Genomic DNA, 23,778 nt, shown 5'->3' with positions numbered 1-23,778 from the left:
GAGGCAGCATTTCATGTCCATTCCCCAGTCCGGCGGCGGGCCGATCACCGACCAATCCCAGCTCGCGGGCTATCTCGAGGCGGGGTGCAAGCCCAAGGACGACTGGCGGATCGGCACCGAGCACGAGAAGTTCGGCTATTGCAAGGACACGCTCAAACCCCTGCCCTACGACGGGGAACGCTCGATCCGTGCGATGCTGGAGGGTCTGCGCGACACCTATGGCTGGGCGCCGGTCGAAGAGGGCGGCAACCTGATCGGGCTGGAGAAGGACGGCGCGAACGTGTCGCTGGAGCCCGGCGGGCAATTGGAGCTTTCCGGGGCGCCGCTTGAGACGATCCACCAGACCTGCGACGAGGTGAACGAGCACCTGCGCGAGGTTCAGGACATTGCCGACCGGATCGGGGCCGGGTTCATCGGGCTGGGCGCCGCGCCCGAATGGTCGCACGAAGACATGCCGATGATGCCCAAGGGCCGGTATCGGCTGATGACCGACTACATGGGCCGCGTCGGCACCCACGGCACGCAGATGATGTACCGGACCTGCACGGTTCAGGTGAACCTCGACTTCGCGTCCGAGGCCGACATGGTGCAGAAATTCCGTGTGGCGCTGGCGTTGCAGCCGGTCGCGACGGCGCTGTTCGCCAATTCGCCGTTCTTCGACGGCAAGCCCAACGGTCACAAAAGCTGGCGCTCGCGGGTCTGGCGCGGGCTGGACGATGCGCGCACCGGGATGCTGCCCTTCGTGTTCGAGGACGGCATGGGGTTCGAACGCTACGTGGACTATGCGCTCGATGTGCCGATGTATTTCGTCTATCGCGACGGCAAGTATATCGACGCTTTGGGTCAGTCGTTCCGCGATTTCCTGCAGGGTGAGCTGCCTGCCCTGCCGGGCGAAGTGCCGACGCTTTCGGACTGGGCCGATCATCTGACGACGATTTTCCCCGAGGCGCGGATCAAGAAGTTCATGGAGATGCGCGGGGCCGACGGTGGCCCGTGGCGGCGGATCTGCGCGCTGCCCGCGTTCTGGACCGGGCTGATGTACGACCAGTCGGCGCTGGATGCGGCGTGGGATCTGGTTAAGGGCTGGGACGCGGAGACCCGTGAGGCGCTTCGGGTGGCGGCATCCGAGGACGCGCTGGATGCCGTCGTCGGATCGATCAGGATGAAGGATCTTGCGGCGCAGGCGCTGGAGATTTCACGGGCGGGCCTCAAGGCACGCGCGCGGCCCGCGTCAGGCGGAATGATCCCGGACGAGCGGCATTTCCTCAATACGCTGGAGGACAGTGTCGAGGACGGGCGCACACCGGCGGACGAGTTGCTGGCGCATTATCACGGCGACTGGAACGGCGATCTGTCGAAGATCTACGGCGCCTATTCCTATTAAAACAGGCTGAGACCGATCCACAGACCGGGGTGAGACGCCATGTGCGCCATCATCCCGGCCTCGAGCCCGCGTTTCCAGTAGAACAGGCCGTAAAGCACACCGAGAACGGCGTTGAGCAGGATGGTGCGGATCGCGATGGCGGCATCCAGCGGGGCGGTCACGGCCATCGCGGGCAAGTGGCCGAGGCCGAAGAGCAGGGCCACGACGATGACGAGCATGGTGCCAAGGACCGGACCGGGCACACGGCCCGACAGTTTCCACGCGGCCCAGAACATGAGCGTCAGCAGCCCGTATCGCAGCATCAGTTCCTCGACGATCCCGCCATAGGTGATCGCCGCCAGCCCTTGCATCAGGGTCGGCAGAGCCGTGCCCGGCGTCTCGCCGCCGCTGTAGACATGGTAGAACCACCGATCCGCCAGCGCGATCAGGATGCCGCCGACGAGGCCCGCCGCGACGGGCAGGACGGGGGACGGGAACCGCGCGGGTTCGCCGCGCAGCCGGGCCGTCAGCCATGAGGTGAGGCCAACTTTGCCCGATAGGAGCACACCCAAAGCGGTGCCGGCGGCCATGAGGACGAAGGGCTGGGTGATCGCCAGCAGCCGCAGCACGGGGTCGGGAAGGTCCGGTGCCTCCGGCAGACCCTTGAGGAACGTCAGGTCGATGGTCGCGGCGAGCGCCAGCAGACCCATCGCGCCAATGGCGATCCACGCAAAGAAGGGCTTCTGAAACCACATGGCGCGACCCTGCCCCGCCACGCCCGAGGGCGCAACCGAAAGGGCGGCGCGCACGAGCGCCGCCCTCCGGTGGACAGGCTCCCCTCAAGGGAAGGAGAAGGGGGCCTAGCCGCCGATCGGTTGGATGAAACAGGTGGAGGTGCCGAGCGCGATGACCTTGCCATCCCGGCTTTCCACCCGCCCCTCGACATTCGCGACCCGTTTGCCGCGCGTCTGCACGGTGGCGATGGCGCGGACCTGCCCGGTGCCGGGCATCATGGGCCGGACGAATTTGACGCAGGTGTCCATCGATACGAACCCCTCGCCCGGTGCGCAGGTCGTGTGGACCGCGCAGCCCAGAACGCTGTCGAGCAGCGCCATGGCCCAGCCGCCGTGGACGGTGCCGAGCGGGTTCATATGGGCGGTCGTGGGCTCGCCCCGGAACTCGGCCATGCCTTCGTCCGCCTGATGGATCCAGAAATTCATCGTCTCGGCGATGGTCGGCGCGGCGATCTCGCCCGCCATCGTCGCGCGCATGATGTCGAGCCCGGACATGCCGATGAGCTTGCCCATGTCGGCGGGGCCAGCGTTGATGTCGGGTCTTGGCACTTCGTCGAACATGGCCTAATCTCCAAATAGATGCATATGCATCGGATCACATGCATATGCATCGAGTCAATGAGGACGTAACGGCATGAGCACAGACCTGTCCGAGGACATGACGCCGGAACTGGCGGAGCTTTTGACCGGAAACTGCTACTGCCTTGCCGTGCGCCGCGCCTCGCGCCGGATGGTCCGGCTTTACGATGCGGCGCTTGCCGAGCGGGGTCTGACGATCTCGCAACTCGCCATGCTGGCATGGGTCAAGGGCCTGCGGACCCCGACCGTGCAGAAGATCGCGGATTACATGGAGATGGACCAGTCCGCCGCGTCACGCGGGATCAAACCGCTGGAGCGCGACGGGCTGATCGCCAGCGCGCCCCACCCGCGCGACAAGCGCAAGTCGGTGCTGGCGCTGACGGAGGACGGCGAGGCGCGGCTGGCCGCAGGTGCCGCTGCCTGGGCCACGGCGCAACGGCAGGTGGAGGCCGAGATGACGCCGATGGGCGGGCTTGCGTCGTTCATCGGTGAGGTGAACGCGCTGGCGCAGAAGGCGGACGAAACGCCGGGCTAGGCGGGCTGACGCCCTTCGAGGTCGAGCCGCATGGTCGCCATGCCGTGACGGCGCGACAGTTCCTCGTACCCGGCGGACAGATAGGCGTTGAGCGCGGGCGCGTTGTCCAGTTCGACCTTCAGCGTCAGGGTCAGCGCGCCAAGGTCCAGCGCCGCCTGTTCGACCCGTTCGTTCAGTTCCGCCGCAGCCCCGCCGCGCGCCTCTTCCACCAAATAGACGTAGGTCAGGTGGCGCACTTCTGGCCCGATCCCTTCGCGCAGGGCGAAAAAGCCGACGTCCCGGCCCGCGTCATCCTCGAGATAGAACGACACATCCTGCCCCTCGCCCAGCCATTTGCGCTGCCACTCCATCTCGTCGAACGGGACCTTCGCATTGGGATTGAGGAGCGGGATATCCGCGTCGGGCAGCATCTGTTCCAGAGGCGCGAGATCGCGGGAGCGGTTGCGGCGTAGGGTGAGTGGCATGTGTCCTTCCTTCGGCTTGGCCCGGCGCGGGCCGGGGGCTTGGTGAAAGGGGCGTGGGTGACATAGACGGGTGGGGTGGGTCAACCGGGGGGGTAGTTGGTCTTGAGAGGTTTGTCGGTTGCAGTGTAGGCGAGCGCGTCGCGATCGGCCCTTAGCGGACGTTGGCGCGCAATGCAGCGAAAGGCAGGTTCGAGCCCAAATTGGCCGCCACGTTAGAAACCGATTCCGCAGATTCAGCATGAGTTGTCTCTTGGACTTTGCGACGGTCCGGTGGATAAAGCACCATGCCACTGGAACCCAAATATCTGCGTCTCCGCTTCAACCTCGAAGGCATTTCAGCGCCCGCCATGAAGGCGATGCAGTTAGCGAGCGACACTGTGATGGCTGCCTTGCCCGCACTCGACGCGTTTGACGTTACCGGAGAACCGCAGATCGAAGGAACCGGTATTCAACTTCGGTTCCGACAGGCCGGAATGTCCGACGATGACTGGCGCGAGCAATGCAAGTCATTCGTGGTCCGCAAGGCCTTTCAGGAACTCGCCAAAGGGCTCAAGGAGAGCCTAGACGAGGCCTATTCATTGATCCACATGACAAGGCTCGACTGGGGCAACATTGACACCGCAGGCATAATGGCAAAGCGCGAAGAACTTGGGCGCAAAGCGAACAGGGCAAATGTGCCGACTATCCTAGACTGGGTAAACGGAGAACTCGGCGCGCCGCTCTCGCACACCGCAATGGTGCTAAACGTCCAGAAGGTGCGCAGTTGTCTTGAACACCGAGACGGACTGGTTGGCGCGGTCGACGTCAACAACGCGGCAGATGATGCTCTAGAACTCAGTGTGCCAACAATGAAGATCATCGCCATTGGCAAGGATACGGGCGCGGAGGTCGAGGTCGTCCCAGGTATGCAGTTGGAGGAAGCGAGTCGTGTCGCGCCAAAGTTTGTGGACGAGCACCTAAGTTTCCCTCGAGGCGCGCGCATCCAGATTGACGCGGAGCGGTTCAACCACATTGCCTTGTCGAACTGGGTTTTCGGAAGCGACCTCGCAAAGCGGGTGGAAGCCTTGCTTCGCAATGAAGGCAAAGTAGATTTTTCTTAAGGCTAGAAGACATCCTGCAGTTTGAACCTGCAGTGCCTGGGCCAATGTCCGCAGTTCAATTGCTAACAAGCCCTCCCGACTGAATGTCCGTTTAGTCCGCATGTCCAACATTGATCGTCCGCGCAGCGAACGTCCTCTTCCCGCCCTTTTTTGCCAAGTTTTCTCGCTGGCGCCATGTCTACCGAGCATCTTTTCGCACGCGCCCCCGCAGTTCCTCGCGAGGGCGCCCGCCACCCCTCAGGCCACCTCGGGGTGCTTATAATCCGCCAGCTGCTTGCGCAGGTTCAGCTTTGACACCTTGCCGGTCGCGGTGAGCGGGAGGTCTTCGACCCAGATCACGTCGTCGGGGAGTTGCCATCTGGCGAAGTGCGGCTCCATCGTATTCCGGATCTCGTCCAGCGACGGGCGCTCGTCCCCTGCCGCCACGGCGACCAGCACCGGGCGTTCGTCCCATTTCGGGTGGGCCACGCCGATGGCCGCGCAGTTGGCGATACCCGGGTGGGAAAGCGCGGCGCTTTCGAGGTCGATGGAGGAAATCCACTCGCCGCCCGATTTGATGAGGTCCTTGGCGCGGTCCTGAATGGTCAGGTAGCCGTTGTCGTCGATGCTGGCCACGTCGCCGGTGCCGAACCAACCCTCGGCGTCGATTGCCTTGGCGCTGGCTTCCTCGTTCTTGAAGTAGCCAGCGACGATGGCATTGCCGCGCACGTAAAGCTCGCCGATGGCCTTGCCGTCGTGGGGCTGACGGTTGCCGTCCTCGTCCACGATCTTGAGTTCCACGCCATAGACCCGGCGGCCCTGCCGGGATTTCACGTCGATCATCTCGTCGAACGGCAGGTCGCGGACCTTGGGCGGCTGGACCCCATGCGTGCCGATGGGCGACATTTCGGTCATGCCCCAAGCGTGGTTGACGTTGATCCCCAGCTTTTCGAATTTCTCGATCATCGGGCGCGGGGCGGCGGACCCGCCGATCACCACGTCGCCGAACCCTTCGGGCGCGCGGCCTTGCTTCTCGATCTCGCCCAGCAGGCCCATCCAGACCGTCGGCACACCCCAGGCGGAGTAGACCTTTTCCTGATCCATCAGCTTGAACACACTCGGCCCGTCCAGACCGGGGCCGGGCATGATGAGGTTGATGCCGAGGATCGGCCCGGCATAGGGCAGACCCCAAGCGTTGACGTGGAACAGCGGCACCACGGGCAGGACATTGGTCCCCTGCCCCAGCGCACCGCCCATCACGGCGGCGACCATGAGCGCGTGCAGCACGGTCGAGCGATGCGAATAGAGCGCGCCCTTGGGGTTGCCGGTCGTCCCGGAGGTATAGCACAGCGCGGCGGCGGTGTTCTCGTCCAGCTCCGGCCAGTCGTAGGTGGTTTTCTGCCCGTCCAGAAGGTTCTCATAGATCAGAACGTCGAGCGGCGTGTCGGGCATGTGATCGTGGTCGGTCATCACCACGACGCGCAGATCCTTCGGAAGCTGGTCGCGCAACGCCGCGATGATCGGGAGGAAGGTGGTATCGACGAAGATCACCTTATCCTCGGCATGATTCACGATGTAGATCATCTGCTCGGCCGAGAGGCGCGGGTTGATCGTGTGGCAGACCGCCCCCATGCCCGAGATCGCATAGTAAAGTTCGAAATGACGGTGGCCGTTCCACGCGAGCGTCGCGACGCGGTCGCCCTGCTCGATTCCCAGCGCGTGAAGGGCGTGGGCAAGCTGGCCGACCCTTTTGTAGGTTTCCCGGTATGTGGCGCGGTGCGTGTCGCCTTCGGTCCGCACCGACACCATTCCGGCGTCGGGATGCGCTTCGGCCGCGTAATCCAGAATAGAAATGATCGACAACGGCCGATTCATCATCATGCCTTGCATGAGGCTCCTCCCTTTCGGTTGCCACGCCCGGCGCTCGTGCGGCACCTTGGTTTACGTGGCGTTTTACCTTGCGAAACTCAGTTTCAAAGCCAAGTATCCGCAAGACTCGGGAGGAAGGAAAGCACAAATGTCTGTCACCGCAAAACGGATCGTTCTGGCCAAAAGGCCGAAGGGCGAAGTCACGCCGGAGAACTTCCGGCTCGAAGATTACGAAGTCCCCGACCCCAAGGCGGGCGAGGTGGTGGTGCGGGTCACCGCTCTGTCGCTCGACCCCTACATGCGCGGACGGATGGATGACGCGAAAAGCTATGCCGCCCCTGTCGAGGTCGACGCGGTCATGGAGGGCGGCACGGTGGGCGAGGTCATCGCCTCGAACGCCGACGGGTTCGCCGAGGGCGACGTGGTCTTCGGCATGACCGGGTGGTGCGACCACGCGGTGATGAGCGCCAAGGCTTTGACCAAGGTGCCGCAGGGTGTGCCGCCGACCGCCGCGCTGGGCGTTCTGGGGATGCCGGGGTTCACCGGCTGGCACGGGCTGACCGATATCGGCAAACCCAAGGCGGGCGAAACCGTCGTGGTCGCCGCCGCCACCGGCCCCGTGGGGTCCATGGTCGGGCAATACGCCAAGCACTTGGGTCTGCGGGCCGTGGGCGTCGCGGGCGGCCCGGACAAATGCCGCCATGCGGTCGAGCATTTCGGGTTCGACGAATGTCTGGATCACCGCGCCTATGCCGACGGGAAAGAGATGCGCAAAGCCATCGCCGAGGCCTGCCCGGACGGGGTCGACATCTACTTCGAGAACGTGGGCGGCAAGGTGCTGGAGGGCGTGCTGCCCAACATGAACACCTTCGGGCGCATCCCCGTCTGCGGCATGATCGCGTGGTACGATCTGGGCGGTCTGGGGATGGGCGACGGCCCCGGCAAGGACCAGTTGCCGCGTGCTTGGCGCACCATTCTGGTGAACCGGCTGAAGGTCGAGGGCTTCATCATCACCGACGGCTGGCACCGGCTGAACGAGTTTCTGGGCGAGGTCGCGCCGCTTGTCGCGAACGGCACCATCAAGTTCACCGAGGACGTGGCCGAGGGGCTGGAAAACGCGCCGGAGGCGTTCATGTCGATGCTGAAGGGTGGCAATTTCGGCAAGCAGATCGTGAAGATCGCGTGATGCATTCGCTGTTCGATCTGACGGGCCAGACCGCGATCGTCACGGGGTCGACCAAGGGGATCGGCAAGGCCATCGCCTTCGCCCTGGCCGAGGCCGGGGCGAACGTGGTGATCTCGTCCCGCAAGGCCGACGTTTGCGACGCGGTCGCGGCCGAGGTGAACGCGCGGGGCGGCGGCCGGGCGGTGGCGATCCCGGCCAACGTGTCGAAGGACGAAGACCTCGACCGGCTGGTGGCCGAGACCGAAGCGCAGTTGGGACCGGCGGATATTCTGGTGCTGAACGCGGCGGTGAACCCCTATATGGGCCCGTTCCTCGACACGCCCGACGATGCGTTCGACAAGACCATCGCGGTCAACATCCGGGCGAACATGCAGCTTGCCAAGCGCGTGGTGCCGGGGATGCAGGCCAAGGGCGGCGGCGCGATCGTGATCGTGTCGTCCATCGCGGCCTTCAAGGGGTCGAAGATGCTGGGTATCTATGCGGTGACCAAGGCCGCCGACACGCAGATCGTACGCAATCTGGCGAGTGCATACGGCCCCGACAACATCCGGGTGAACGGGATCGCACCGGCGGTGGTGAAAACCGACTTTGCCCGCGCGCTTTACGAGGACCCGGAGCGCGAGAAACAGGTGTCGGCGTCCTATGCTCTGAAACGGCTGGGTGAGCCGGACGACATCGCGGGGGCGGCGCTGTTCTTTTCCTCCCGCGCCGGGGCCTGGACGACGGGGCAGACGCTTATCATCGACGGGGGCTGGTCGATCGAGGAAAGCTGAGAGGGCGCGGGTGGCGTTGTGGTCGCCCGGGTTTCGCGTGGCGTCAGGATACTAGAATACTAGGATTCTAGTATCCTTAACGCGTCGTTTTTTGCCGCTATTTCCGAACTTTAAGCCGAAACCAATCCTCCGGCGAACCCCGCCGTTAACCTTTCAATGCTCGTGATCGCACTGCCGATGATCCCCGAACGCTTCGAGGATATTGCAGTCGTGCCCCGGCCCTCCGTCGCAGGCCTCGACGATCCGCAGAAGTTCCGCCTCCAGCCGCCTGAGCCGCGCGATCCGGGCGCGGATGTCCGACAGGTGGGTCTCGGCAATGTCGTGAGTCTCGGCATGATTGGCAGGGTCCAGCGCGACCAAGGCCCGGATCGCATCGAGCGACAGGCCCAGGTCGCGCGCGTGGCAGATGAACCCCAGACGCTCCAGCCCGGCGCGGGAATACCTGCGCTGGTTCCCCTCGGTCCGCCCGTCGGCCTCGATCAGCCCGACGCCCTCGTAATACCGGATCGTCGGCACCTTGACCCCGGTGGCACGGCTGAGTTCACCAATCGAATACATGAAAATTACCTCTTGAACCTCTAGTCGCTAGAGGAATTATCTAGGGTGGGCAGACGGAGAATGCCATGCCCCACGATCACGCCCACGGCCATTATCACGTAGACCCCGACGCGGGCGACCGCGCCGTCGCGACGGCGGTCGGCGTCAACGTCGCGCTGACCGTGGCCGAGATCGTCGGGGGTCTCCTGTCCGGTTCGGTTGCGCTGATCGCGGATGCGGTGCACAACCTGTCCGATGCGGCGAGCCTTGGCATCGCGTGGTTCGCGCGGCGGATCGGGCGGCGACCGACCGACGCGACCATGACCTTCGGCTACAAACGGGCGGAACTCGTTGCCGCGCTCATCAACCTGACGACCCTGATCGTGATCGGCCTTTACCTGATCTACGAAGCGGTGCAGCGGTTCTTCGCACCCGTCGAGGTGATTGGCTGGCTGATGATCTGGGTGTCGGTCTTCGCCCTGATCGTCGATGCAGTGACAGCCTGGCTGACCTATCGGCTGTCCAAGGAAAGCGTGAACATCCGCGCGGCGTTCCTGCACAACGTGGCGGACGCATTGGGCTCGGTCGCGGTCATCGTCACGGGGCTCCTCATCGTGTCGTTCGGGTGGAGCTGGGCCGACCCGCTCGCCACGCTTTTGATCGCGGGCTACATCCTGTGGATGGCGGTCGGCGAAATCCGGGGCGTGATCCGCACCCTCATGCTCGGCACCCCTCCGGGCATCGAGCCGGATGAGGTCTTGGCGGCGATGGAAACCGTCGAAGGGGTCGCGAGCGTTCATCACCTGCACATCTGGCAGATCAGCGAACGGGTCGTGTCGCTGGAGGCGCATCTGGTGACCGACGCCGAGACGTTGCCGCAGATCGCGCGTGTGAAGGGCCGCCTTCGGGATATGCTCCACACCCGGTTCGAGATCACCCATGTGACGCTGGACGCGGAAACGCCGGAACTGGCCTGTGCGCATCCGGCGCGGATCGGGAGTTAGGCGAGCGGTCGGCCCCGGTGGCAGTCGTAGAACGCCTTGAGGGTCTTGTCGGACTCCAGCGGAAACACATCGCCCTCGCTCACCTCGCCCATGCGGTCGACGCGGAACATGCGAAAATCCCGACGAAGCTCGCACCAGCTCGCCAGTGTCCAGACCTTGCCCCAGTAGAGCAGCGCAAGCGGGCGCACCGTGCGGGTCGTCGCCTGCCCGCCCTCGTCCTCATAGGGAAAGCGCACGCGCAGGCGGGCATGAGCGGCATGTTCCAATTGGTCGAGCCGGGCGCGGTCGACGGGGTCGGCGGAGAGGAAGTCCATCGCTTCGATCGGCACCCGCGCGGCGCGATCCTTGAGGCTCTGCGGCAGCACCGCTTCGATCTTGACCAGCGCCTCTTCGGCGGCGCGGGCCATTTCCAGCCCGCCCCAGGCACGGGCCATGCGCGCACCAGCGACAAGCGCCGTCACCTCCGCCTGCGTGAACATGAGCGGCGGCACGTCGTAGCCCGCGCGCATGATGTAGCCGACCCCGGCCTCGCCTTCGATGGGGACGCCGGAGCCGATGAGATCGGCGATGTCGCGGTAGATGGTCCGCTCGCTCACCTCCAGCCGTTGGGCGAGGCTGCGGGCCGTGGTCAGCCGACCGCCGCGCAGATACTGAACGATCTGGAACAGGCGGTCGGCCCGTCGCATCAGGCGGCGTGCGGCTGGAACAGGCCGATCTGGTTGCCGTCGAGGTCGAGAGCCATGATGAAGCGGCCCGCCGGGATCTCGACAGCCTCGCCCAGCACCTGCCCCCCGGCGGAGCGCACGCGGTCGGCAGCCGCCTCGCAGGTGCCGTCGACGGCGAAGTGGATGACGTTGCCGCGGGTGCCGGTGTCGTCGGACTGGAACAGGTTCGCGCCGACGCCGCCGGTCGAGCCGTTGAGCACCGCGAAGGGGGCGCTGCTGTCAATTTCCGTCCGATAGCCGAAGACGGAATCGTAGAACGAGATCGAGGTCTTCAGGTCTTTCACTGGAATTTCCGCCCAGACGACAATGGGTTGCGTGGTCATATCAGGTCTCCTTCATGTTCTGACGAACCCTGATTAACACCCCCCAACTGACAGCATCCTGTCAGGAGCCTTTCATCGCGTCCAGCCAGCCGAGCGTTTTTCGCGTGTCGCCCTCGGGCATGTATTCGGCCGAGACCCAGCCCTTGTAGCCGCTTTCATCCAGCGCGGCGAAGAAGGCGGGAAAGCCGACCTCGCCCTTCTCGGGTGCCCGCCGACCCGGCGCATTTGCGATCTGGACGTGGGCCGCGCGGTGTCCATGCGCCTCCCACACCGCCATGCCGTCGCCGGTGAGCATCTGCGCGTGATACATATCGAACTGAAGGTTCACGTTCTTCGCCTTCACCTCATCCAGTATCTCGGCCGCCTGATCGAAGTCGTTCAGGAAATACCCCGGCATGTCGGTGCCGTTGAGCGGCTCGATGGTCAGGCTCATCCTGGGTGCCTCAGCCGAGGCCCAGCGCAGGTTTTCGACGAATGTGGTTCGCGCGACCAGACCGCTCGCCTTGCCCGCCATGACGTGCATGTGCTGCGCGCCCAGCGCCTCGGCGAAGCGAACCGCGCGTTTGAAATCGTGGCGGAAGCGTTCGGTCAGACCCGGCACGGCCGCAAACCCACGCTCGCCCCCGGCCCAGTTGGGCGGCGGGCAATTGATGAGCACCATCTGGAGGCCATTCATGGCGAGCCGCCGGGTCATCTGCGTCACCGCGTCGTCATAGGGAAACAACGCCTCGACCCCGGTGAAGCCGTGGTCGGCGGCAGCGGCAAAACGGTCGAGGAACGGAAGCTCTTTGAACAGGAGCGAGATATTGGCGGCGAACTTCGGCATGTCGTCTTCCCTAGCGGTCAATCCATGTTTCGACTAGCCGCAACGGTGCATCGGACACGAAAAAGGGCCGGACGCTGGTCCGGCCCCTTCGTTAACCTTTGGCCCGGTCTCAGCCCCGCGGGATGATGAGCACCTCGACACGACGGTTCTGGGCCCGGCCCTCGGGCGTCAGGTTGGTCGCGACCGGCTCGCTGTCGCCCTTGCCCACCGCCTGAAGCCGTGCGGCACCGACGCCGTTCGACTGAATCACGCCGAGCACGGCCTGCGCGCGGCGCTGCGACAGGGTGAGGTTGTAGCTCGCCTGCCCGGTGTTGTCGGTATGGCCCACGACCTGAACCGACGAATTCGGATATTCGCGCAGGTTTTCGGCCAGCGCGCGCAGATCGGGGTAAAGGGCGGGCGAAACATCGGCGCTGTCGGTCGGGAACAGGATGCCCTGCGGCATCACGACCTTCAGATAGCTGCCGGTATTGATGACCTGGATCGACGAGTTCGACAGGCTCGAGCGCAGGTCGCCCGCCTGTTTGTCGAGCTGGTTGCCGACCAGACCGCCGACGATGGCACCGCCGATGGCGCCGGCCGCCGCGGTGGCTGCACGGTTGCCGGGGATCGCCGCGCCGACAAGGCCGCCGACAGCCGCGCCGGTCGCGATGCCCGCGCCTTCGCGCTGACCCACGGTCGAGCAGCCGGTCAGCGCCAGAACCGACACCAGCGGCAGGACGAACAGGGGTTTCAGGGTAGTCATTCGTGGACCTTTCAGTGGGAATCCGATCTTCGCGGGCAGCATAAGCCCCGGCCCCGCAAGGGGAAAGGCCCGTTCGGCCCGGGTTTCGCGGCGGGCAGCAAACCGCCGCCTACCCGATGGCCTCGTCGCGCGCGGACTCCCACGCGAGAAGCGCGCGTTTGACCGGCAATCCCCAGTGGTACCCGCCAAGGCCCCCAGATTTGCGCAGCGCCCGATGGCACGGGATGATCCAGCTTACCGGGTTTCGTCCTACGGCAGTGCCCACGGCGCGGACCGCTTTGGGGTGGCCGACCGCGCCCGCGATTTCGGAATAGGTGGTGACGTGGCCCGAGGGGATCGCGATCAGAGCCTCCCACACCTTGATCTGGAAGGGCGCGCCGATCATGTGAAGCCGCGCCTCGCCGGTCTGATCGAAAGCCGCCGTGACATCGGGCCGGATCGCCATGGGGTCTTCGACGAACGTCGCCTTGGGCCAGCGCGACAGCATATCGGCCATCGCCGCTTCGGCCCCGGTTTCGGCGGCGAAGGCCAGTCCGCAGATACCCCGGTCCGTCGCCATGACGAGGGCGAGGTCGAAGGGCGAATCGAACCAGCCCCAGCGGATCGTCAGACCCTCGCCGCCCTTGGCGTAGTCGCCGGGGCTCATCGCCTCCCACGTCAGGAACAGGTCGTGAAGCCGCCCGGTCCCGGAAAGACCCAGTGAATTGGCCGCCTCCAACATGGTGAACTTGTCGCGCAGCAGCGCGCGGGCGTGGTCGATGGTCAGGTATTGCTGATACCGCTTGGGGCTGACGCCGACCCATTTCGAGAAAACACGCTGAAAATGCGCGGGGCTCATGTTCACTTCGCCCGCCAGCGCATCGAGCGTCAGGGGCGTTCCGCCCGCCGCGTCGATGGCGTCGATGGCCCGACGCATGACATGGTAGTGATAGGCTCCTTCAGCCTCGGTCTCGGGCGTTTTCAGATCAAGCGCGGTCATGGGCGTCTCCTTCGCCACCCAATTTAGGCGGGGCGCGCCCGGCAAGCGACCCGTTTCCTGCGGTTTAGCGTGGGACGCCGCGCATCACGCAACCTGTCGGATCATCCGCGGGATCTGATCCCGATCCGTGCCGCGCAACGCCCGCACCTCCCACTGCGTCAGACAGAGCCGGGCCGCGCGGGCATGACTGAGCCTGAGCGATGGTGTCGCCAGCAGGTGCGCAGGCAGGTCACGCCCGATGACACCCAGCGTCGCCGGATCGAGCAGCAGCGATTCCGCCCACAGCCCGTTGGCCTGCACAAGGTCATGCACGGGAAGGAGGAGTTGGGTCAGACAGCTTGCCCCCATCGGGGCGCTGCGCACGCGCAGCCCGTCGGCAAGGTGCGCGATTGGCGCGAGGGCTTCGTCCACCCCCAGATGCAACTCCACCGCCGCGCCCGACAAAAGAACCCGGTGCGCGGGCGCGAGCCAGGTCGCGTGGGTCGGGCCGCCATCCACCAAGGCGCCCTCGGCGATCTCGACCATAGTGAGGTCCGGTTGCAGGGTGGCATCACCCGCCGGGACGCGCATGCGTCCGACCCAAAGAATTGGCTGAACCCCGTGGTCGCGCGTGAGCACGCGGTCGCCGGTCGCCAGCCATTCGACGGGCAATTCCCCGTCGGTCGTCATCACATGCGTTCCGGGTCCGAACCCCGGCATCGTCGCGATCTGGCTGTGCATTCTGGCTGTCATGCCCCGATCCTTGGACCTTTGCGCATCACCAGACCAGAAAAAGCGAAACACGAGGTTAAGACCCGCACACCAACTTGCGCCCCCCGCCGAAACCCCCGATACGGGGACCGATGGCCAAGCAAATGGACTATATGACGATCCGCGAGGTGTTCCGCCGGTTCCACGAGGCCGAGCCGGAGCCGAAGGGCGAACTGGAGCACGTCAACGCCTATACGCTCGTCGTCGCCGTGGCGCTGTCGGCGCAGGCGACGGACGCAGGCGTGAACAAGGCCACGCGCGAGTTGTTCAAGATCGCGGATACACCCGCCAAGATGCTGGCGCTGGGCGAAGCGGGCCTGACCGAGCATATCAAGACCATTGGCCTCTTTCGCCAGAAGGCCAAGAACGTCATCAAGCTCTCGCAGATCCTCGTCGATCACTACGGCGGCGAGGTGCCCAACAGTCGCGCCGCGCTGCAATCGCTGCCCGGTGTGGGCCGCAAGACCGCGAACGTGGTCCTGAACATGTGGTGGCACTATCCGGCGCAGGCGGTGGACACCCACATCTTTCGCGTCGGCAACCGGACGGGCATCTGCCCGGGCAAAGACGTCGTGGCCGTCGAACGCGCCATCGAAGACAATGTCCCGGCGGATTACCAGCAGCACGCCCATCACTGGCTGATCCTGCACGGGCGCTACACCTGCAAGGCACGCAAGCCCCTGTGCGGCACCTGCCTGATCCGCGATCTCTGCCAATTCGAGGAGAAGAACCTTTGACCAAACGCTTCCAGGTCGTCGGCATCGGCAACGCCATCGTCGACGTCATCACTCAGAACACCGACGACTTCCTCGAACACATGGGGATCGAAAAGGGCATCATGCAGCTCGTCGAAAAGGAACGCGGCGAAACGCTCTATGGCGCGATGGAGAACAGGGTGCAGGCGCCGGGCGGGTCGGTCGCCAACACGCTCGCCGGGCTCGGGAACCTGGGCCTGTCGACCGGCTTCCTCGGACGCGTGCGCGACGATTCGCTGGGGCGTTTCTATGCGCATGAGATGGCCGAGGACGGGACGGTGTTCGTCAACGCGCCGGTGAAGGACGGGGAACTGCCGACCTCGCGCTGCATGATCTTCGTCACGCCCGATGGCGAGCGGTCGATGAACACCTATCTCGGCATCTCGTCGGAAATCTCCGAAGCCGACGTGCCGGAAGAAGCCGCGCGCGATACCGAGGTCATGTTCCTCGAGGGCTATCTTTACGACAAGGACAAGGGCAAGGCGGCCTTCAACCGCGCCGCCGAGATCACGCACAAGGCCGGCGGCAAGGTGGGCATTTCGCTCTCCGACCCGTTCTGCGTGGAACGCCACCGCGACGATTTCCGCCGCTTCGTGAAAGAAATGGATTTCGTGATCGGGAACGAGCACGAATGGCAGTCGCTCTACCAGACCGACCTGTCGGCGGCGCTGGAACTGGCCGCCGCCGAATGTGGTCTGGCCGTCTGCACCCGGTCCGGCGCCGACGTGGTGCTGATGCAGGGCGAGAAAGAGGCCGTGGTGCCGGTGAACCGGATCGACCCGGTCGACACCACCGGCGCGGGCGACCAGTTCGCCGCCGGCTTCCTTGCCGGGTACGCGCTGGGCCATGACCTCGAAACCTGCGGTCGCATGGGCGTCATCGCCGCGGGCGAGGTCATCAGCCACATCGGCCCGCGCCCCGAAGCCGACCTGAAAGACCTGTTCCGCAAGAACGGCATCGCGCTTTAGGCGTTTCGCGGCGGGCTTGCGCCCGCCACGATCCGCTGGAGGGGCATCGCCATTGTCGCTCGGACCAATGGCGCGATCATGGCGATCCCTCCAGACCTCCCCGAGGTTTTTTGAAACGAAGAAGAGGAGACACACGCCTCCTCCTTCTCTGTTTCCAGAAACCTTCAGGGGGTGAGCGCGCAGCGCGAGGGGGGCCGAGGCCCCCCTGTTTCGTTTTCCAATGAGATCAAAGGCCCGTCATGGGCGGCCACCGCGACGGGCGAAGCCCGGCGCAAACCCTCATTCGCCGTAGGGCACCCAGACGGTTTTCACCTCCGTCGCTTGAGCGAGGAATTCACGGCCCTCGCCGTCCGCGCCCGTCCAGTCACGGTCGCGCGCGTTGTTCACCCAGGTTCGCTTCAGGTTCCCGGCGCTCTCGTATTCGATGAGGCTCGACAGGTCGGCGCCGGAGGCGCTCCAGACCGCATCGACGCCGAGGTGACCGGCGAGCGGTTTGGCGAGTTCGGCGTGCGATCCGGTGAGGATGTTGACGACCCCACCCGGTAGATCCGAGGTCTCGAGCACCTGGTAGAAGTCCGTCGCGGCGAGCGGGAAAGGTTCGGAGGCGACCGCCACGACCCGGTTGCCCATCGCGATGGCCGGGGCGACGAGGCTGACGAGGCCCAGGAGCGGGTGGTCGTCGGGGCAGAACTGGCCGATCACACCGACCGGCTCGTTCATGGCGAGCGCGACGCCGCGCAGCGGCACCGGTTTGGCCGCGCCGTCGTATTTGTCGGCCCAGGCGGCATAGGTGAAAAGCCGGTCGATGGACCGCTCGACCTCGGCCCTGCCGCTGCGACCACCGGTCAGGGCATTGATCCGGCTGGCAAATTCATCGGCCCGGGCCGAGAGGTTTTCGCCAATGTAATAAAGGATCTGCGCGCGCGCGTGGCCCGTCGTCCTGGCCCAGCCCGCAGCACCCGTGGCGGCTTCGACAGCGTTTCGCACATCCTTGCGGTTGGCGAGGCTCACGTGGCCCAGAAGCGCGCCGGACTTGGACCAGACCGGCTTGGAATAGCCGCCATCGGGCCGCGCCTGTTTGCCGCCGATGTAGAGTTTGGCCGTGCGGTCGAGTTCGTCGACCTTGGCGCCCTTGGGGGCAGCCACGGCCGGGATCGGTTTCAGGGTCGCGGGTTTGCGCTTGGGCTTGGTATAGGCCAGAAGCCCTTCCCATCCGCCTTCGCGCCCGAAACCGCTTTCACGCACGCCGCCGAAACCTGCCGCCGCGTCGAACATGTTGGTGCCGTTCACCCAGACCACGCCTGCGGCCAATTTGGGCGCGATGTCGAGAGCGAGGTTCACGTTCTCGGACCAGAGGGTCGCGGCGAGGCCATAGCGGGTGTTGTTCGCGATGGCGACCGCCTCTTCCGGGGTGCGGAAGGTGGTGGCGACTAGAACGGGGCCGAAGACTTCCTCCTGCATCAGCGAGGCTGCGGGCGACATGCCGGTGATGAGGGTCGGCGGGTAATAGCACCCCGTCACGGGCATCTCGGCCGGGGCCTGGAAAACGTCGCCTTCGGCCGCGCCCGCTTCGACCAGTTTGGACACGCGGTCGTGCTGGACGGGATCGACCAGCGCGCCCACGTCGATGGATTTGTCGAGCGGGTCGCCCACGCGCAGTTTCGCCATGCGCGCCTTGAGTTTGGTATAGAACCGCTCGGCCACGGGTTCGTGGACCAGAAGACGCGAGCCCGCGCAGCAGACTTGCCCCTGATTGAACCAGATCGCATCCACCAGACCCTCTACCGCGCTGTCGAGATCGGCGTCGTCGAAGACGATGTAGGGCGACTTGCCGCCCAGTTCGAGCGTGAGCGATTTGCCCGTACCTGCCGTCGCCTTGCGGATGATCCGGCCCACATCGGTCGAGCCGGTGAAGGCGATCTTGTCGATGCCTTCGTGGGCCGTGATCGCCTCGCCCACCGCGCCGTCGCCGGTGACGATGTTCACGACGCCCTTGGGCAGCCCCGCCTCGTCGCAGATTTGCGCGAAAAGGAGCGCGGTGAGGGAGGTGTATTCGGCGGGCTTCAGCACCACGGTGTTGCCCATCGCGATGGCGGGCGCGATTTTCCACGCAAGCATCAGGAGCGGGAAGTTCCACGGGATGATCTGACCGGCGACGCCCAGCGCCTCGCGATCCGCAAGTTCGGCGTCCTGAAGCTGCGCCATCCCCGCGTGGTAGTAGAAATGGCGGACGACGAGCGGGATGTCGATGTCGCGGCTTTCGCGGATCGGCTTGCCGTTGTCGAGGGTTTCCAGCACCGCGAAGAGCCGGGCATGTTTCTGGACCAGTCGCGCCAGCGCATAGAGTTTGCGCGCGCGCTGGTGGCCCGAGAGTTTCGCCCAGCCCGGCTGCGCCTTGCGCGCCGCGCGCACGGCGGCGTCGACGTCATCGGCCCCGGCCTGAGTGATCTTGGCCAGCACCTCGCCCGTGGCCGGGTTCTTCGTTTCGAACGTGTCGCCCGGCTTTTTCCATGCGCCGTCGATGAACAGGCCGAAACTCGCGCCGTGCTCGGCGATCCAGGCCATCGCCTCGGACGCGCTTTCGGGGGCGGTGCCGTAATCCATGCTGTCGAAGATTTCCTTGATGGTCACTTTCTGATCCTCTTTCCGGGGCTGTGCCCGTTGGATGCCGACTTCGCTCCGCCCGGAGCGAAGTCAGGGCGCACCTCACCCCATCGCATGGCGGTAGCCCGCCGAATAATGCCCGGTCACGTGATGTTCGAGTTGGCGTTCGATGTCGCCCAAGAGCGACGAAGCCCCGAAGCGGAACAGGTGGGGGTCGAGCCAGTCGTCGCCCAGTTCCTCTTTCACCAGCGCCAAGTAGGTGAGCGAATCCTTGGCTTTCGAGATGCCGCCCGCCGGTTTGTAGCCGACCTTGATGCCGGTCCGGTCGTAGTAGTCGCGGATCGCGCGCATCATCACTAGGCTCACGGGCAGGGTCGCGTTGACGCCCTCCTTGCCGGTCGAAGTCTTGATGAAGTCGGCGCCCGCCATCATGCAGACGAGCGAGGCGCGCGCGACGTTGCGCAGGGTGCCGAGTTCGCCGGTGGCGAGGATCGCTTTGACATGGGCGTCGCCGCAAGCCTCACGAAATGTGCGCATCTCGTCGTAGAGACCCTGCCAGTCGCCGGTCAGGACCTTGCGGCGGGAGATGACGATGTCGATCTCCTGCGCGCCGGCCTTGACGCTCTCGCCGATCTCGGCGACGCGGAGGTGGAAGGGCGAGAGGCCCGCCGGAAAGCCGGTGGAGACGGCTGCGACCGGGATCTTGGTGCCGTGGAGCGCGTCGACGGCGGCCTCGATCATGTCGTGGTAGACGCAGACCGCGCCGGTGGTGAGGCCGTCGACACCCAGCGCGTCGAGCAGGTCCTGGCGCACTGGCTGACGGGCCTTGGCGCAGAGGCGGCGGACGCGGTTTTCGGTGTCGTCCCCGGCGAGCGTGGTCAGGTCGATGAGGGTGATCGCTTTGAGGAGCCACGCGGCCTGATAGTCCTTCTTGACCGACCGGCGCGCGCCGATGGTGCCCGCGCGGCGCTCGACGGCGGAGGTGTTGACCTGCACCGCACGCACCCAATCCATGTCGAGCGGGAGGCCCGGATTGCGTTGGTCGACAACGTCGGGAAGCTGCGCCGCCCCGAGTTGGGCCTTCGCTGTGTGTGTTTCGGTCTGCACGTTGAACTCCGATGTGTTGCTGCGAGCCTCGCACCTGCGCACGCACATGGCAATATTTTTCCTTTTGGTCAAATTAAGAGGTGGGAAGGGTGGATGGCGGGCGGCGTTTCGCTGGTTGGCGGGGGCGATTTTGGGCGGGTCGGGAAGATAGAATACTAGGATCCTAGTATTCTGGTATCGGCAAGCCACTGGAATTGAACAGCTTTCTTGGAGGAAATTAAGACTTTCGTTAACGGGCTTTCAACACTCTCTCGTCATTCTGTGTGGACCGAACCCCTCCACCGAAGGAACCGCCCCATGACCGCTGACGACAAAATCGCCCTGATGTTCAACGCTCTCGCCCATCCCAGACGCGCGAAGATCTTTCGCCTGCTGGTGGACGACTCGCGCAACGGGCAGACCTACGCCGCGCTACGTGCCGCAACGGGGTTGAGCAACGCCGTGCTCATCCACCATGTCCGGGTGATGGAGGCTTCGGGCCTCATCCGGCGCAAGCGGCGCGGGCCCGAGGTCAGCTATCTGCTCGAAAGCACGGAATTCTGCCGCACGATCGCCCTCGCTCACACGATGGCGGTGGATGCGCGGATGCACCCGAAGGCGGCTTAGTGCGCCTCGGCCCAGTTCGCGCCCTGCCCGGCATCGACCACCAGAGGGATGTCGAGCTTCACGGCCGGATCGGCCGCGCCTTCCATCACGTCGCGGATGACCGTCACGGCCTTGTCCACGCCGCCCTCTTCGACCTCGAAGATCAGTTCGTCGTGCACCTGTAGCAGCATCTTCACCGGCAGGCCGGAGATCGCGTCCGGCATTCGGATCATGGCGCGGCGGATGATGTCCGCCGCCGACCCCTGGATCGGCGCGTTGATCGCGGCGCGGCGGGCGAACCCGGCGTGGGGCCCTTTTGCGTTGATCTCGGGCGTGTGGATCTTCCGGCCGAACAGGGTTGCGACATGGCCGTGTTCCTTGGCGAAGGCCACGGTGTCGTCCATGTATTCCTTGATGCCGGGATACTTCTCGAAATAGCGGTCGATGAACCCCTGCGCCTCGCCCCGCGGGATGCGCAGGTTGCGGGCCAGGCCGAAACCGGAAATGCCGTAGATCACGCCGAAATTGATCGCCTTGGCCTGCCGTCGCACGTCCGGCGTCATCTCGTCCAACGGCACGTCGAACATTTCCGATGCCGTCGCGGCGTGAATGTCTTCGCCGTCGCGGAACGCCTGTTTCATCGACTCGATCCCGGCGACATGCGCCAGAATGCGCAATTCGATCTGGCTGTAGTCGAGCGAGACCAGAACCTTGCCCTCCGGCGCGACGAAGGCTTCGCGGATGCGGCGCCCTTCTTCCGTGCGGATCGGGATGTTCTGGAGGTTCGGGTCGGTCGAGGCCAGCCGGCCCGTCGACGCGCCGGTTTGCAGGTAAGACGTATGCACCCGGCCCGTGTCCGGGTCGATGTGGGTCTGGAGCGCATCCGTGTAGGTAGATTTGAGCTTGGACAACTGCCGCCAGTCGAGCACACGGGCAGGCAGGTCGTGCTGGGCCGCGAGATCCTCTAGAACGTCGGCGCCGGTGGCATAGGCCCCGGTCTTGCCCTTCTTGCCGCCTTCGAGACCCAGTTTGTCGAACAGGATTTCACCAAGCTGCTTGGGCGAGCCGACATTGAAGGACTGGCCCGCAAGCTCGTGAATCTCGGCCTCAAGCCCCGCCATTTTCTGCGCGAAGGCGTTGGACATGCGCGACAGGGTATCGCGGTCGACCTGAACGCCGTGCATTTCCATCTGGGCGAGCACGGGCACCAGCGGGCGTTCGAGCGTCTCATACACCGTCGTTACCTTTTCGCGGTGCAGGCGCGGCTTGAACAATTGCCACAATCTAAGGGTCACATCGGCGTCTTCGGCCGCGTATTTCACCGCATCTTCGATCTTCACCTTGTCGAAGGTGATCGCGCTTTTGCCTGTCCCGAGCAGGGTCTTGATCGAGATCGGGGTGTGTCCGAGGTAGTGCTCGGACAGCGTGTCCATGCCGTGATTGTGGAGACCTGAGAACATCGCGTAGGACATCAGCATCGTGTCGTCGATGGGCGCGACGTTCAGCCCGTGGCGGCTGAAAATCTTGGTGTCGTATTTCGCGTTCTGGAAAATCTTGAGGATCGCGGGATCTTCCAGGACCGGCTTCAGTGCCGCGAGGACGTCGTCGAGGGGCAGTTGTCCCTCCGCCAGCTTGTCGTCGGCAAAGAGCCCCTCGCCGTCGCCCACTTTGTGACCCACCGGGATATAGCACGCGTCCCCCGGCACGACGGCAAGGCAGATGCCCGCGAACTCCGCCTGCATTTCGTTCAGCGACGTGGTTTCGGTGTCCACGGCGACATAGCCGTAATCGCGGATCAGTGCGATCCAACGGTCGAGCGCCTCCATGTCCTTGACCCACTCGTATTTTTCAGGGTCGATTTCAGGCGCGTCCGGCGCATCGCCTTCGGGCGCGTCTTTCACCTCCGGCTCGGGGATCGCCAGCGGCTCCACCCCCAGCTTGTCCGCGATCCGGCGGGTCAGCGTGCGGAATTCCATCTTGGCGAGGAACGGCATCAGCTTGTCGGGATCGGGGTCCCGCACCTCTAGGTCGTCGAGGGTGAAGTCGATGGGCGTTTCGCAGTCGAGCTGCACAAGCCGCTTCGACAGTTCGATCTGTTCGCGTTTCTGGGTCAGGGTCTCGCGCCGCTTCGGCTGCTTGATCTCTTCGGCCCGGTCGAGCAGCGTTTCCAGATCGCCGTATTCGTTGATGAGCAGCGCGGCGGTCTTGATCCCGATGCCCGGCGCCCCCGGCACGTTGTCGACGCTGTCACCTGCAAGCGCCTGCACGTCCACCACCCGTTCCGGCCCGACGCCGAATTTCTCGATCACACCCTCGCGGTCGATCCGCTTGTTCTTCATCGGGTCGAGCATTTCGACCCCGTCGCCCACAAGCTGCATCAGGTCTTTGTCCGAAGACAGGATGGTGACCCGCCCCCCGGCTTCGCGCCCCATGCAGGCCAGCGTCGCGATGATGTCGTCCGCCTCGTAGCCTTCCATCTCCTTGCAGGCGATGTTGAAGGCGATAGTCGCTTCGCGCGTGAGCGGGATCTGCGGGCGCAGATCTTCGGGCATCTCGTCCCGGTTCGCCTTGTACTGGTCGTACATATCGTTGCGGAACGTGTGGCTGCCCTTGTCGAACACCACCGCCACATGGGTCGGCGCGTCGGGGCCGGTGTTGTCCTCGACATACCGTTGCAGCATGTTGCAGAACCCGCTGACCGCCCCGATGGGCAGCCCGTCGGACTTGCGCGTCAGCGGCGGCAGTGCGTGGTAGGCGCGGAAGATATAGGCCGAGCCGTCGATGAGGTGCAGATGGCACCCTTTGCCGAATGTCATGCTCGTCTCCCGCTAGGTCGTCACTCGTAGACCGACACTTCGATCAGATTTTCGTCCGGGTCGCGCAGATAGACCGAGGTGATCGGCCCGACCGCTCCGGTGCGCGCAACAGGCCCCTCGACGATTGGCACATCCGAGGCCCGCATATGGTTCACCACATCTGCCATGCTGCCCGCCGCAATGAAACATAGATCGGCGCTGCCGGGGGTGGGACGGTGCGCTTTCGGCTCGAATTCACGGCCCGCTTCGTGAAGGTTGATCTTCTGCTGGCCGAACTGCAATGCCCGGCGCCCCGATCCGAAGGTCACCACCGTCATGCCAAGAACGCGGGCGTAGAAGTCGGAGGTCGCGTCGAGCGAGGCCACAGTCAGGACGAGGTGATCCAGCCGGTCGATTTTCATGCCGCCCCCGC

Annotated in this window: 24 protein-coding genes; 9 read left to right on the top strand and 15 right to left on the bottom strand. The window is 64.9% G+C overall.

Going from position 1 to position 23,778, the window contains the following annotated elements; translation table 11 throughout:
- Positions 1-13 precede the first annotated feature (13 nt).
- Complete coding sequence (locus HOY44_RS12935) at positions 14-1,384, top strand: glutamate--cysteine ligase (RefSeq protein WP_287435084.1); 1,371 nt, start codon at positions 14-16, stop codon at positions 1,382-1,384.
- On the opposite strand, the gene HOY44_RS12930 is transcribed toward HOY44_RS12935, so the two are convergent.
- Positions 1,381-2,172: a CPBP family intramembrane glutamic endopeptidase gene (locus HOY44_RS12930; RefSeq protein ID WP_287435082.1), complete on the bottom strand. Its 792-nt coding sequence runs from the start codon at positions 2,170-2,172 to the stop codon at positions 1,381-1,383. The two genes, HOY44_RS12935 and HOY44_RS12930, sit on opposite strands and share 4 nt — an antisense overlap.
- A 51-nt stretch (positions 2,173-2,223) precedes the next feature.
- Positions 2,224-2,718 carry a PaaI family thioesterase gene (locus tag HOY44_RS12925; protein ID WP_008331217.1) on the bottom strand — a complete coding sequence of 165 codons (495 nt, stop codon included), beginning with the start codon at positions 2,716-2,718 and terminating at the stop codon, positions 2,224-2,226.
- 73 nt (positions 2,719-2,791) lie between these two features.
- Between HOY44_RS12925 and HOY44_RS12920 the strand changes: the two genes are divergently transcribed.
- The gene (locus HOY44_RS12920) at positions 2,792-3,271 is read left to right on the top strand and encodes a MarR family winged helix-turn-helix transcriptional regulator (protein WP_138423839.1); all 480 of its coding nucleotides are present in this window, start codon (positions 2,792-2,794) and stop codon (positions 3,269-3,271) included.
- On the opposite strand, the gene HOY44_RS12915 is transcribed toward HOY44_RS12920, so the two are convergent.
- Entirely contained in the window at positions 3,268-3,735 is a 468-nt protein-coding gene (locus tag HOY44_RS12915; RefSeq protein WP_008331233.1) for a GNAT family N-acetyltransferase, read from the bottom strand. The genes HOY44_RS12920 and HOY44_RS12915 overlap by 4 nt on opposite strands.
- Positions 3,736-4,019: 284 nt before the next feature.
- Between HOY44_RS12915 and HOY44_RS12910 the strand changes: the two genes are divergently transcribed.
- Positions 4,020-4,835 carry a hypothetical protein gene (locus HOY44_RS12910; protein WP_287435079.1) on the top strand — a complete coding sequence of 272 codons (816 nt, stop codon included), beginning with the start codon at positions 4,020-4,022 and terminating at the stop codon, positions 4,833-4,835.
- Positions 4,836-5,072: 237 nt separating this feature from the next.
- Here the strand turns inward: HOY44_RS12910 and HOY44_RS12905 are convergent, their stop codons facing one another.
- Positions 5,073-6,704, bottom strand: a complete 1,632-nt coding sequence (locus tag HOY44_RS12905) for a long-chain fatty acid--CoA ligase (protein ID WP_287435077.1) — start codon at positions 6,702-6,704, stop codon at positions 5,073-5,075.
- Between the two features lie 127 nt (positions 6,705-6,831).
- Here HOY44_RS12905 and curA point away from each other — a divergent pair, with 127 nt between their 5' ends.
- On the top strand, positions 6,832-7,869 hold the full coding sequence (curA, locus tag HOY44_RS12900; RefSeq protein WP_138423843.1) for an NADPH-dependent curcumin/dihydrocurcumin reductase: 1,038 nt from the start codon (positions 6,832-6,834) through the stop codon (positions 7,867-7,869).
- Positions 7,869-8,642, top strand: coding sequence for an SDR family NAD(P)-dependent oxidoreductase (locus HOY44_RS12895; RefSeq protein ID WP_008331239.1), 774 nt, complete (start codon positions 7,869-7,871; stop codon positions 8,640-8,642). Before curA ends, HOY44_RS12895 begins: the two co-directional genes overlap by 1 nt.
- Before the next feature lie 153 nt (positions 8,643-8,795).
- Here the strand turns inward: HOY44_RS12895 and HOY44_RS12890 are convergent, their stop codons facing one another.
- The gene (locus HOY44_RS12890) at positions 8,796-9,200 is read right to left on the bottom strand and encodes a MerR family transcriptional regulator (RefSeq protein ID WP_287435073.1); all 405 of its coding nucleotides are present in this window, start codon (positions 9,198-9,200) and stop codon (positions 8,796-8,798) included.
- A gap of 65 nt (positions 9,201-9,265) precedes the next feature.
- Here HOY44_RS12890 and HOY44_RS12885 point away from each other — a divergent pair, with 65 nt between their 5' ends.
- Positions 9,266-10,183, top strand: coding sequence for a cation diffusion facilitator family transporter (locus HOY44_RS12885; protein WP_287435071.1), 918 nt, complete (start codon positions 9,266-9,268; stop codon positions 10,181-10,183).
- Here HOY44_RS12885 and HOY44_RS12880 read toward each other — a convergent pair.
- The 6 genes from HOY44_RS12880 to HOY44_RS12855 all read right to left on the bottom strand — a co-directional run bounded on the left by HOY44_RS12880 (position 10,180) and on the right by HOY44_RS12855 (position 14,513).
- Positions 10,180-10,869, bottom strand: a complete 690-nt coding sequence (locus HOY44_RS12880) for a helix-turn-helix transcriptional regulator (RefSeq protein WP_287435069.1) — start codon at positions 10,867-10,869, stop codon at positions 10,180-10,182. The genes HOY44_RS12885 and HOY44_RS12880 overlap by 4 nt on opposite strands.
- A complete protein-coding gene (locus HOY44_RS12875; protein ID WP_287435067.1) occupies positions 10,869-11,231 on the bottom strand; it encodes a VOC family protein in 363 nt (120 codons plus the stop codon). Before HOY44_RS12875 ends, HOY44_RS12880 begins: the two co-directional genes overlap by 1 nt.
- A gap of 61 nt (positions 11,232-11,292) precedes the next feature.
- Positions 11,293-12,057, bottom strand: coding sequence for a hydroxypyruvate isomerase family protein (locus tag HOY44_RS12870; RefSeq protein WP_287435065.1), 765 nt, complete (start codon positions 12,055-12,057; stop codon positions 11,293-11,295).
- A 109-nt stretch (positions 12,058-12,166) separates the two neighbouring features.
- A complete protein-coding gene (locus HOY44_RS12865; RefSeq protein WP_040884705.1) occupies positions 12,167-12,802 on the bottom strand; it encodes a YiaD family glycine zipper/OmpA-like lipoprotein in 636 nt (211 codons plus the stop codon).
- A gap of 109 nt (positions 12,803-12,911) precedes the next feature.
- The gene (locus tag HOY44_RS12860) at positions 12,912-13,781 is read right to left on the bottom strand and encodes a methylated-DNA--[protein]-cysteine S-methyltransferase (RefSeq protein ID WP_008331259.1); all 870 of its coding nucleotides are present in this window, start codon (positions 13,779-13,781) and stop codon (positions 12,912-12,914) included.
- 84 nt (positions 13,782-13,865) lie between these two features.
- Positions 13,866-14,513 carry a Hint domain-containing protein gene (locus HOY44_RS12855; protein WP_287435061.1) on the bottom strand — a complete coding sequence of 216 codons (648 nt, stop codon included), beginning with the start codon at positions 14,511-14,513 and terminating at the stop codon, positions 13,866-13,868.
- A 110-nt stretch (positions 14,514-14,623) separates the two neighbouring features.
- On the opposite strand from HOY44_RS12855, the gene nth reads away from it, so the two are divergent.
- Both nth and HOY44_RS12845 read left to right on the top strand, forming a co-directional pair.
- Positions 14,624-15,268 (top strand): endonuclease III, encoded by a 645-nt coding sequence (gene nth / locus HOY44_RS12850; protein ID WP_138423851.1) that lies wholly within the window; start codon positions 14,624-14,626, stop codon positions 15,266-15,268.
- The gene (locus HOY44_RS12845) at positions 15,265-16,254 is read left to right on the top strand and encodes an adenosine kinase (protein ID WP_287435058.1); all 990 of its coding nucleotides are present in this window, start codon (positions 15,265-15,267) and stop codon (positions 16,252-16,254) included. The genes nth and HOY44_RS12845 overlap by 4 nt, the downstream gene beginning before the upstream one ends.
- 279 nt (positions 16,255-16,533) lie before the next feature.
- Here the strand turns inward: HOY44_RS12845 and HOY44_RS12840 are convergent, their stop codons facing one another.
- Both HOY44_RS12840 and deoC read right to left on the bottom strand, forming a co-directional pair.
- Entirely contained in the window at positions 16,534-18,885 is a 2,352-nt protein-coding gene (locus HOY44_RS12840) for an aldehyde dehydrogenase family protein (RefSeq protein WP_287435056.1), read from the bottom strand.
- Positions 18,886-18,960: 75 nt separating this feature from the next.
- Positions 18,961-20,013: a deoxyribose-phosphate aldolase gene (gene deoC / locus HOY44_RS12835; RefSeq protein ID WP_287435054.1), complete on the bottom strand. Its 1,053-nt coding sequence runs from the start codon at positions 20,011-20,013 to the stop codon at positions 18,961-18,963.
- Between the two features lie 249 nt (positions 20,014-20,262).
- On the opposite strand from deoC, the gene HOY44_RS12830 reads away from it, so the two are divergent.
- On the top strand, positions 20,263-20,571 hold the full coding sequence (locus HOY44_RS12830; RefSeq protein WP_287435051.1) for an ArsR/SmtB family transcription factor: 309 nt from the start codon (positions 20,263-20,265) through the stop codon (positions 20,569-20,571).
- Here HOY44_RS12830 and polA read toward each other — a convergent pair.
- Together polA and HOY44_RS12820 are read right to left on the bottom strand one after the other, a co-directional pair.
- Positions 20,568-23,366, bottom strand: coding sequence for a DNA polymerase I (polA, locus tag HOY44_RS12825; protein WP_287435049.1), 2,799 nt, complete (start codon positions 23,364-23,366; stop codon positions 20,568-20,570). The genes HOY44_RS12830 and polA overlap by 4 nt on opposite strands.
- A 20-nt stretch (positions 23,367-23,386) precedes the next feature.
- Positions 23,387-23,767 carry a VOC family protein gene (locus HOY44_RS12820; protein ID WP_287435047.1) on the bottom strand — a complete coding sequence of 127 codons (381 nt, stop codon included), beginning with the start codon at positions 23,765-23,767 and terminating at the stop codon, positions 23,387-23,389.
- Between the last annotated feature and the right edge of the window lie 11 nt (positions 23,768-23,778).

Source organism: Maritimibacter sp. (assembly GCF_016774595.1).
GTDB classification, from domain to species: Bacteria; Pseudomonadota; Alphaproteobacteria; order Rhodobacterales; family Rhodobacteraceae; genus Maritimibacter; species Maritimibacter alkaliphilus.
The sequence above is the reverse complement of the archived record's forward strand: the minus strand, read 5'-3'. Positions and strand labels throughout refer to the sequence as shown.

Bases quoted from the DNA above. Each gene is read 5' to 3' on its own strand.
- deoC (WP_287435054.1), bottom strand. From the start codon at position 20,013: ATGTGCGTGCGCAGGTGCGAGGCTCGCAGCAACACATCGGAGTTCAAC.
- HOY44_RS12875 (WP_287435067.1), bottom strand. From the start codon at position 11,231: ATGACCACGCAACCCATTGTCGTCTGGGCGGAAATTCCAGTGAAAGAC.
- HOY44_RS12920 (WP_138423839.1), top strand. From the start codon at position 2,792: ATGAGCACAGACCTGTCCGAGGACATGACGCCGGAACTGGCGGAGCTT.
- polA (WP_287435049.1), bottom strand. From the start codon at position 23,366: ATGACATTCGGCAAAGGGTGCCATCTGCACCTCATCGACGGCTCGGCC.
- HOY44_RS12895 (WP_008331239.1), top strand. From the start codon at position 7,869: ATGCATTCGCTGTTCGATCTGACGGGCCAGACCGCGATCGTCACGGGG.
- HOY44_RS12880 (WP_287435069.1), bottom strand. From the start codon at position 10,869: ATGCGACGGGCCGACCGCCTGTTCCAGATCGTTCAGTATCTGCGCGGC.
- HOY44_RS12870 (WP_287435065.1), bottom strand. From the start codon at position 12,057: ATGCCGAAGTTCGCCGCCAATATCTCGCTCCTGTTCAAAGAGCTTCCG.
- HOY44_RS12935 (WP_287435084.1), top strand. From the start codon at position 14: ATGTCCATTCCCCAGTCCGGCGGCGGGCCGATCACCGACCAATCCCAG.
- HOY44_RS12860 (WP_008331259.1), bottom strand. From the start codon at position 13,781: ATGACCGCGCTTGATCTGAAAACGCCCGAGACCGAGGCTGAAGGAGCC.
- HOY44_RS12855 (WP_287435061.1), bottom strand. From the start codon at position 14,513: ATGACAGCCAGAATGCACAGCCAGATCGCGACGATGCCGGGGTTCGGA.
- HOY44_RS12885 (WP_287435071.1), top strand. From the start codon at position 9,266: ATGCCCCACGATCACGCCCACGGCCATTATCACGTAGACCCCGACGCG.
- nth (WP_138423851.1), top strand. From the start codon at position 14,624: ATGGCCAAGCAAATGGACTATATGACGATCCGCGAGGTGTTCCGCCGG.
- HOY44_RS12890 (WP_287435073.1), bottom strand. From the start codon at position 9,200: ATGTATTCGATTGGTGAACTCAGCCGTGCCACCGGGGTCAAGGTGCCG.
- HOY44_RS12905 (WP_287435077.1), bottom strand. From the start codon at position 6,704: ATGCAAGGCATGATGATGAATCGGCCGTTGTCGATCATTTCTATTCTG.
- HOY44_RS12915 (WP_008331233.1), bottom strand. From the start codon at position 3,735: ATGCCACTCACCCTACGCCGCAACCGCTCCCGCGATCTCGCGCCTCTG.
- HOY44_RS12910 (WP_287435079.1), top strand. From the start codon at position 4,020: ATGCCACTGGAACCCAAATATCTGCGTCTCCGCTTCAACCTCGAAGGC.
- HOY44_RS12865 (WP_040884705.1), bottom strand. From the start codon at position 12,802: ATGACTACCCTGAAACCCCTGTTCGTCCTGCCGCTGGTGTCGGTTCTG.
- HOY44_RS12925 (WP_008331217.1), bottom strand. From the start codon at position 2,718: ATGTTCGACGAAGTGCCAAGACCCGACATCAACGCTGGCCCCGCCGAC.
- HOY44_RS12830 (WP_287435051.1), top strand. From the start codon at position 20,263: ATGACCGCTGACGACAAAATCGCCCTGATGTTCAACGCTCTCGCCCAT.
- HOY44_RS12820 (WP_287435047.1), bottom strand. From the start codon at position 23,767: ATGAAAATCGACCGGCTGGATCACCTCGTCCTGACTGTGGCCTCGCTC.
- curA (WP_138423843.1), top strand. From the start codon at position 6,832: ATGTCTGTCACCGCAAAACGGATCGTTCTGGCCAAAAGGCCGAAGGGC.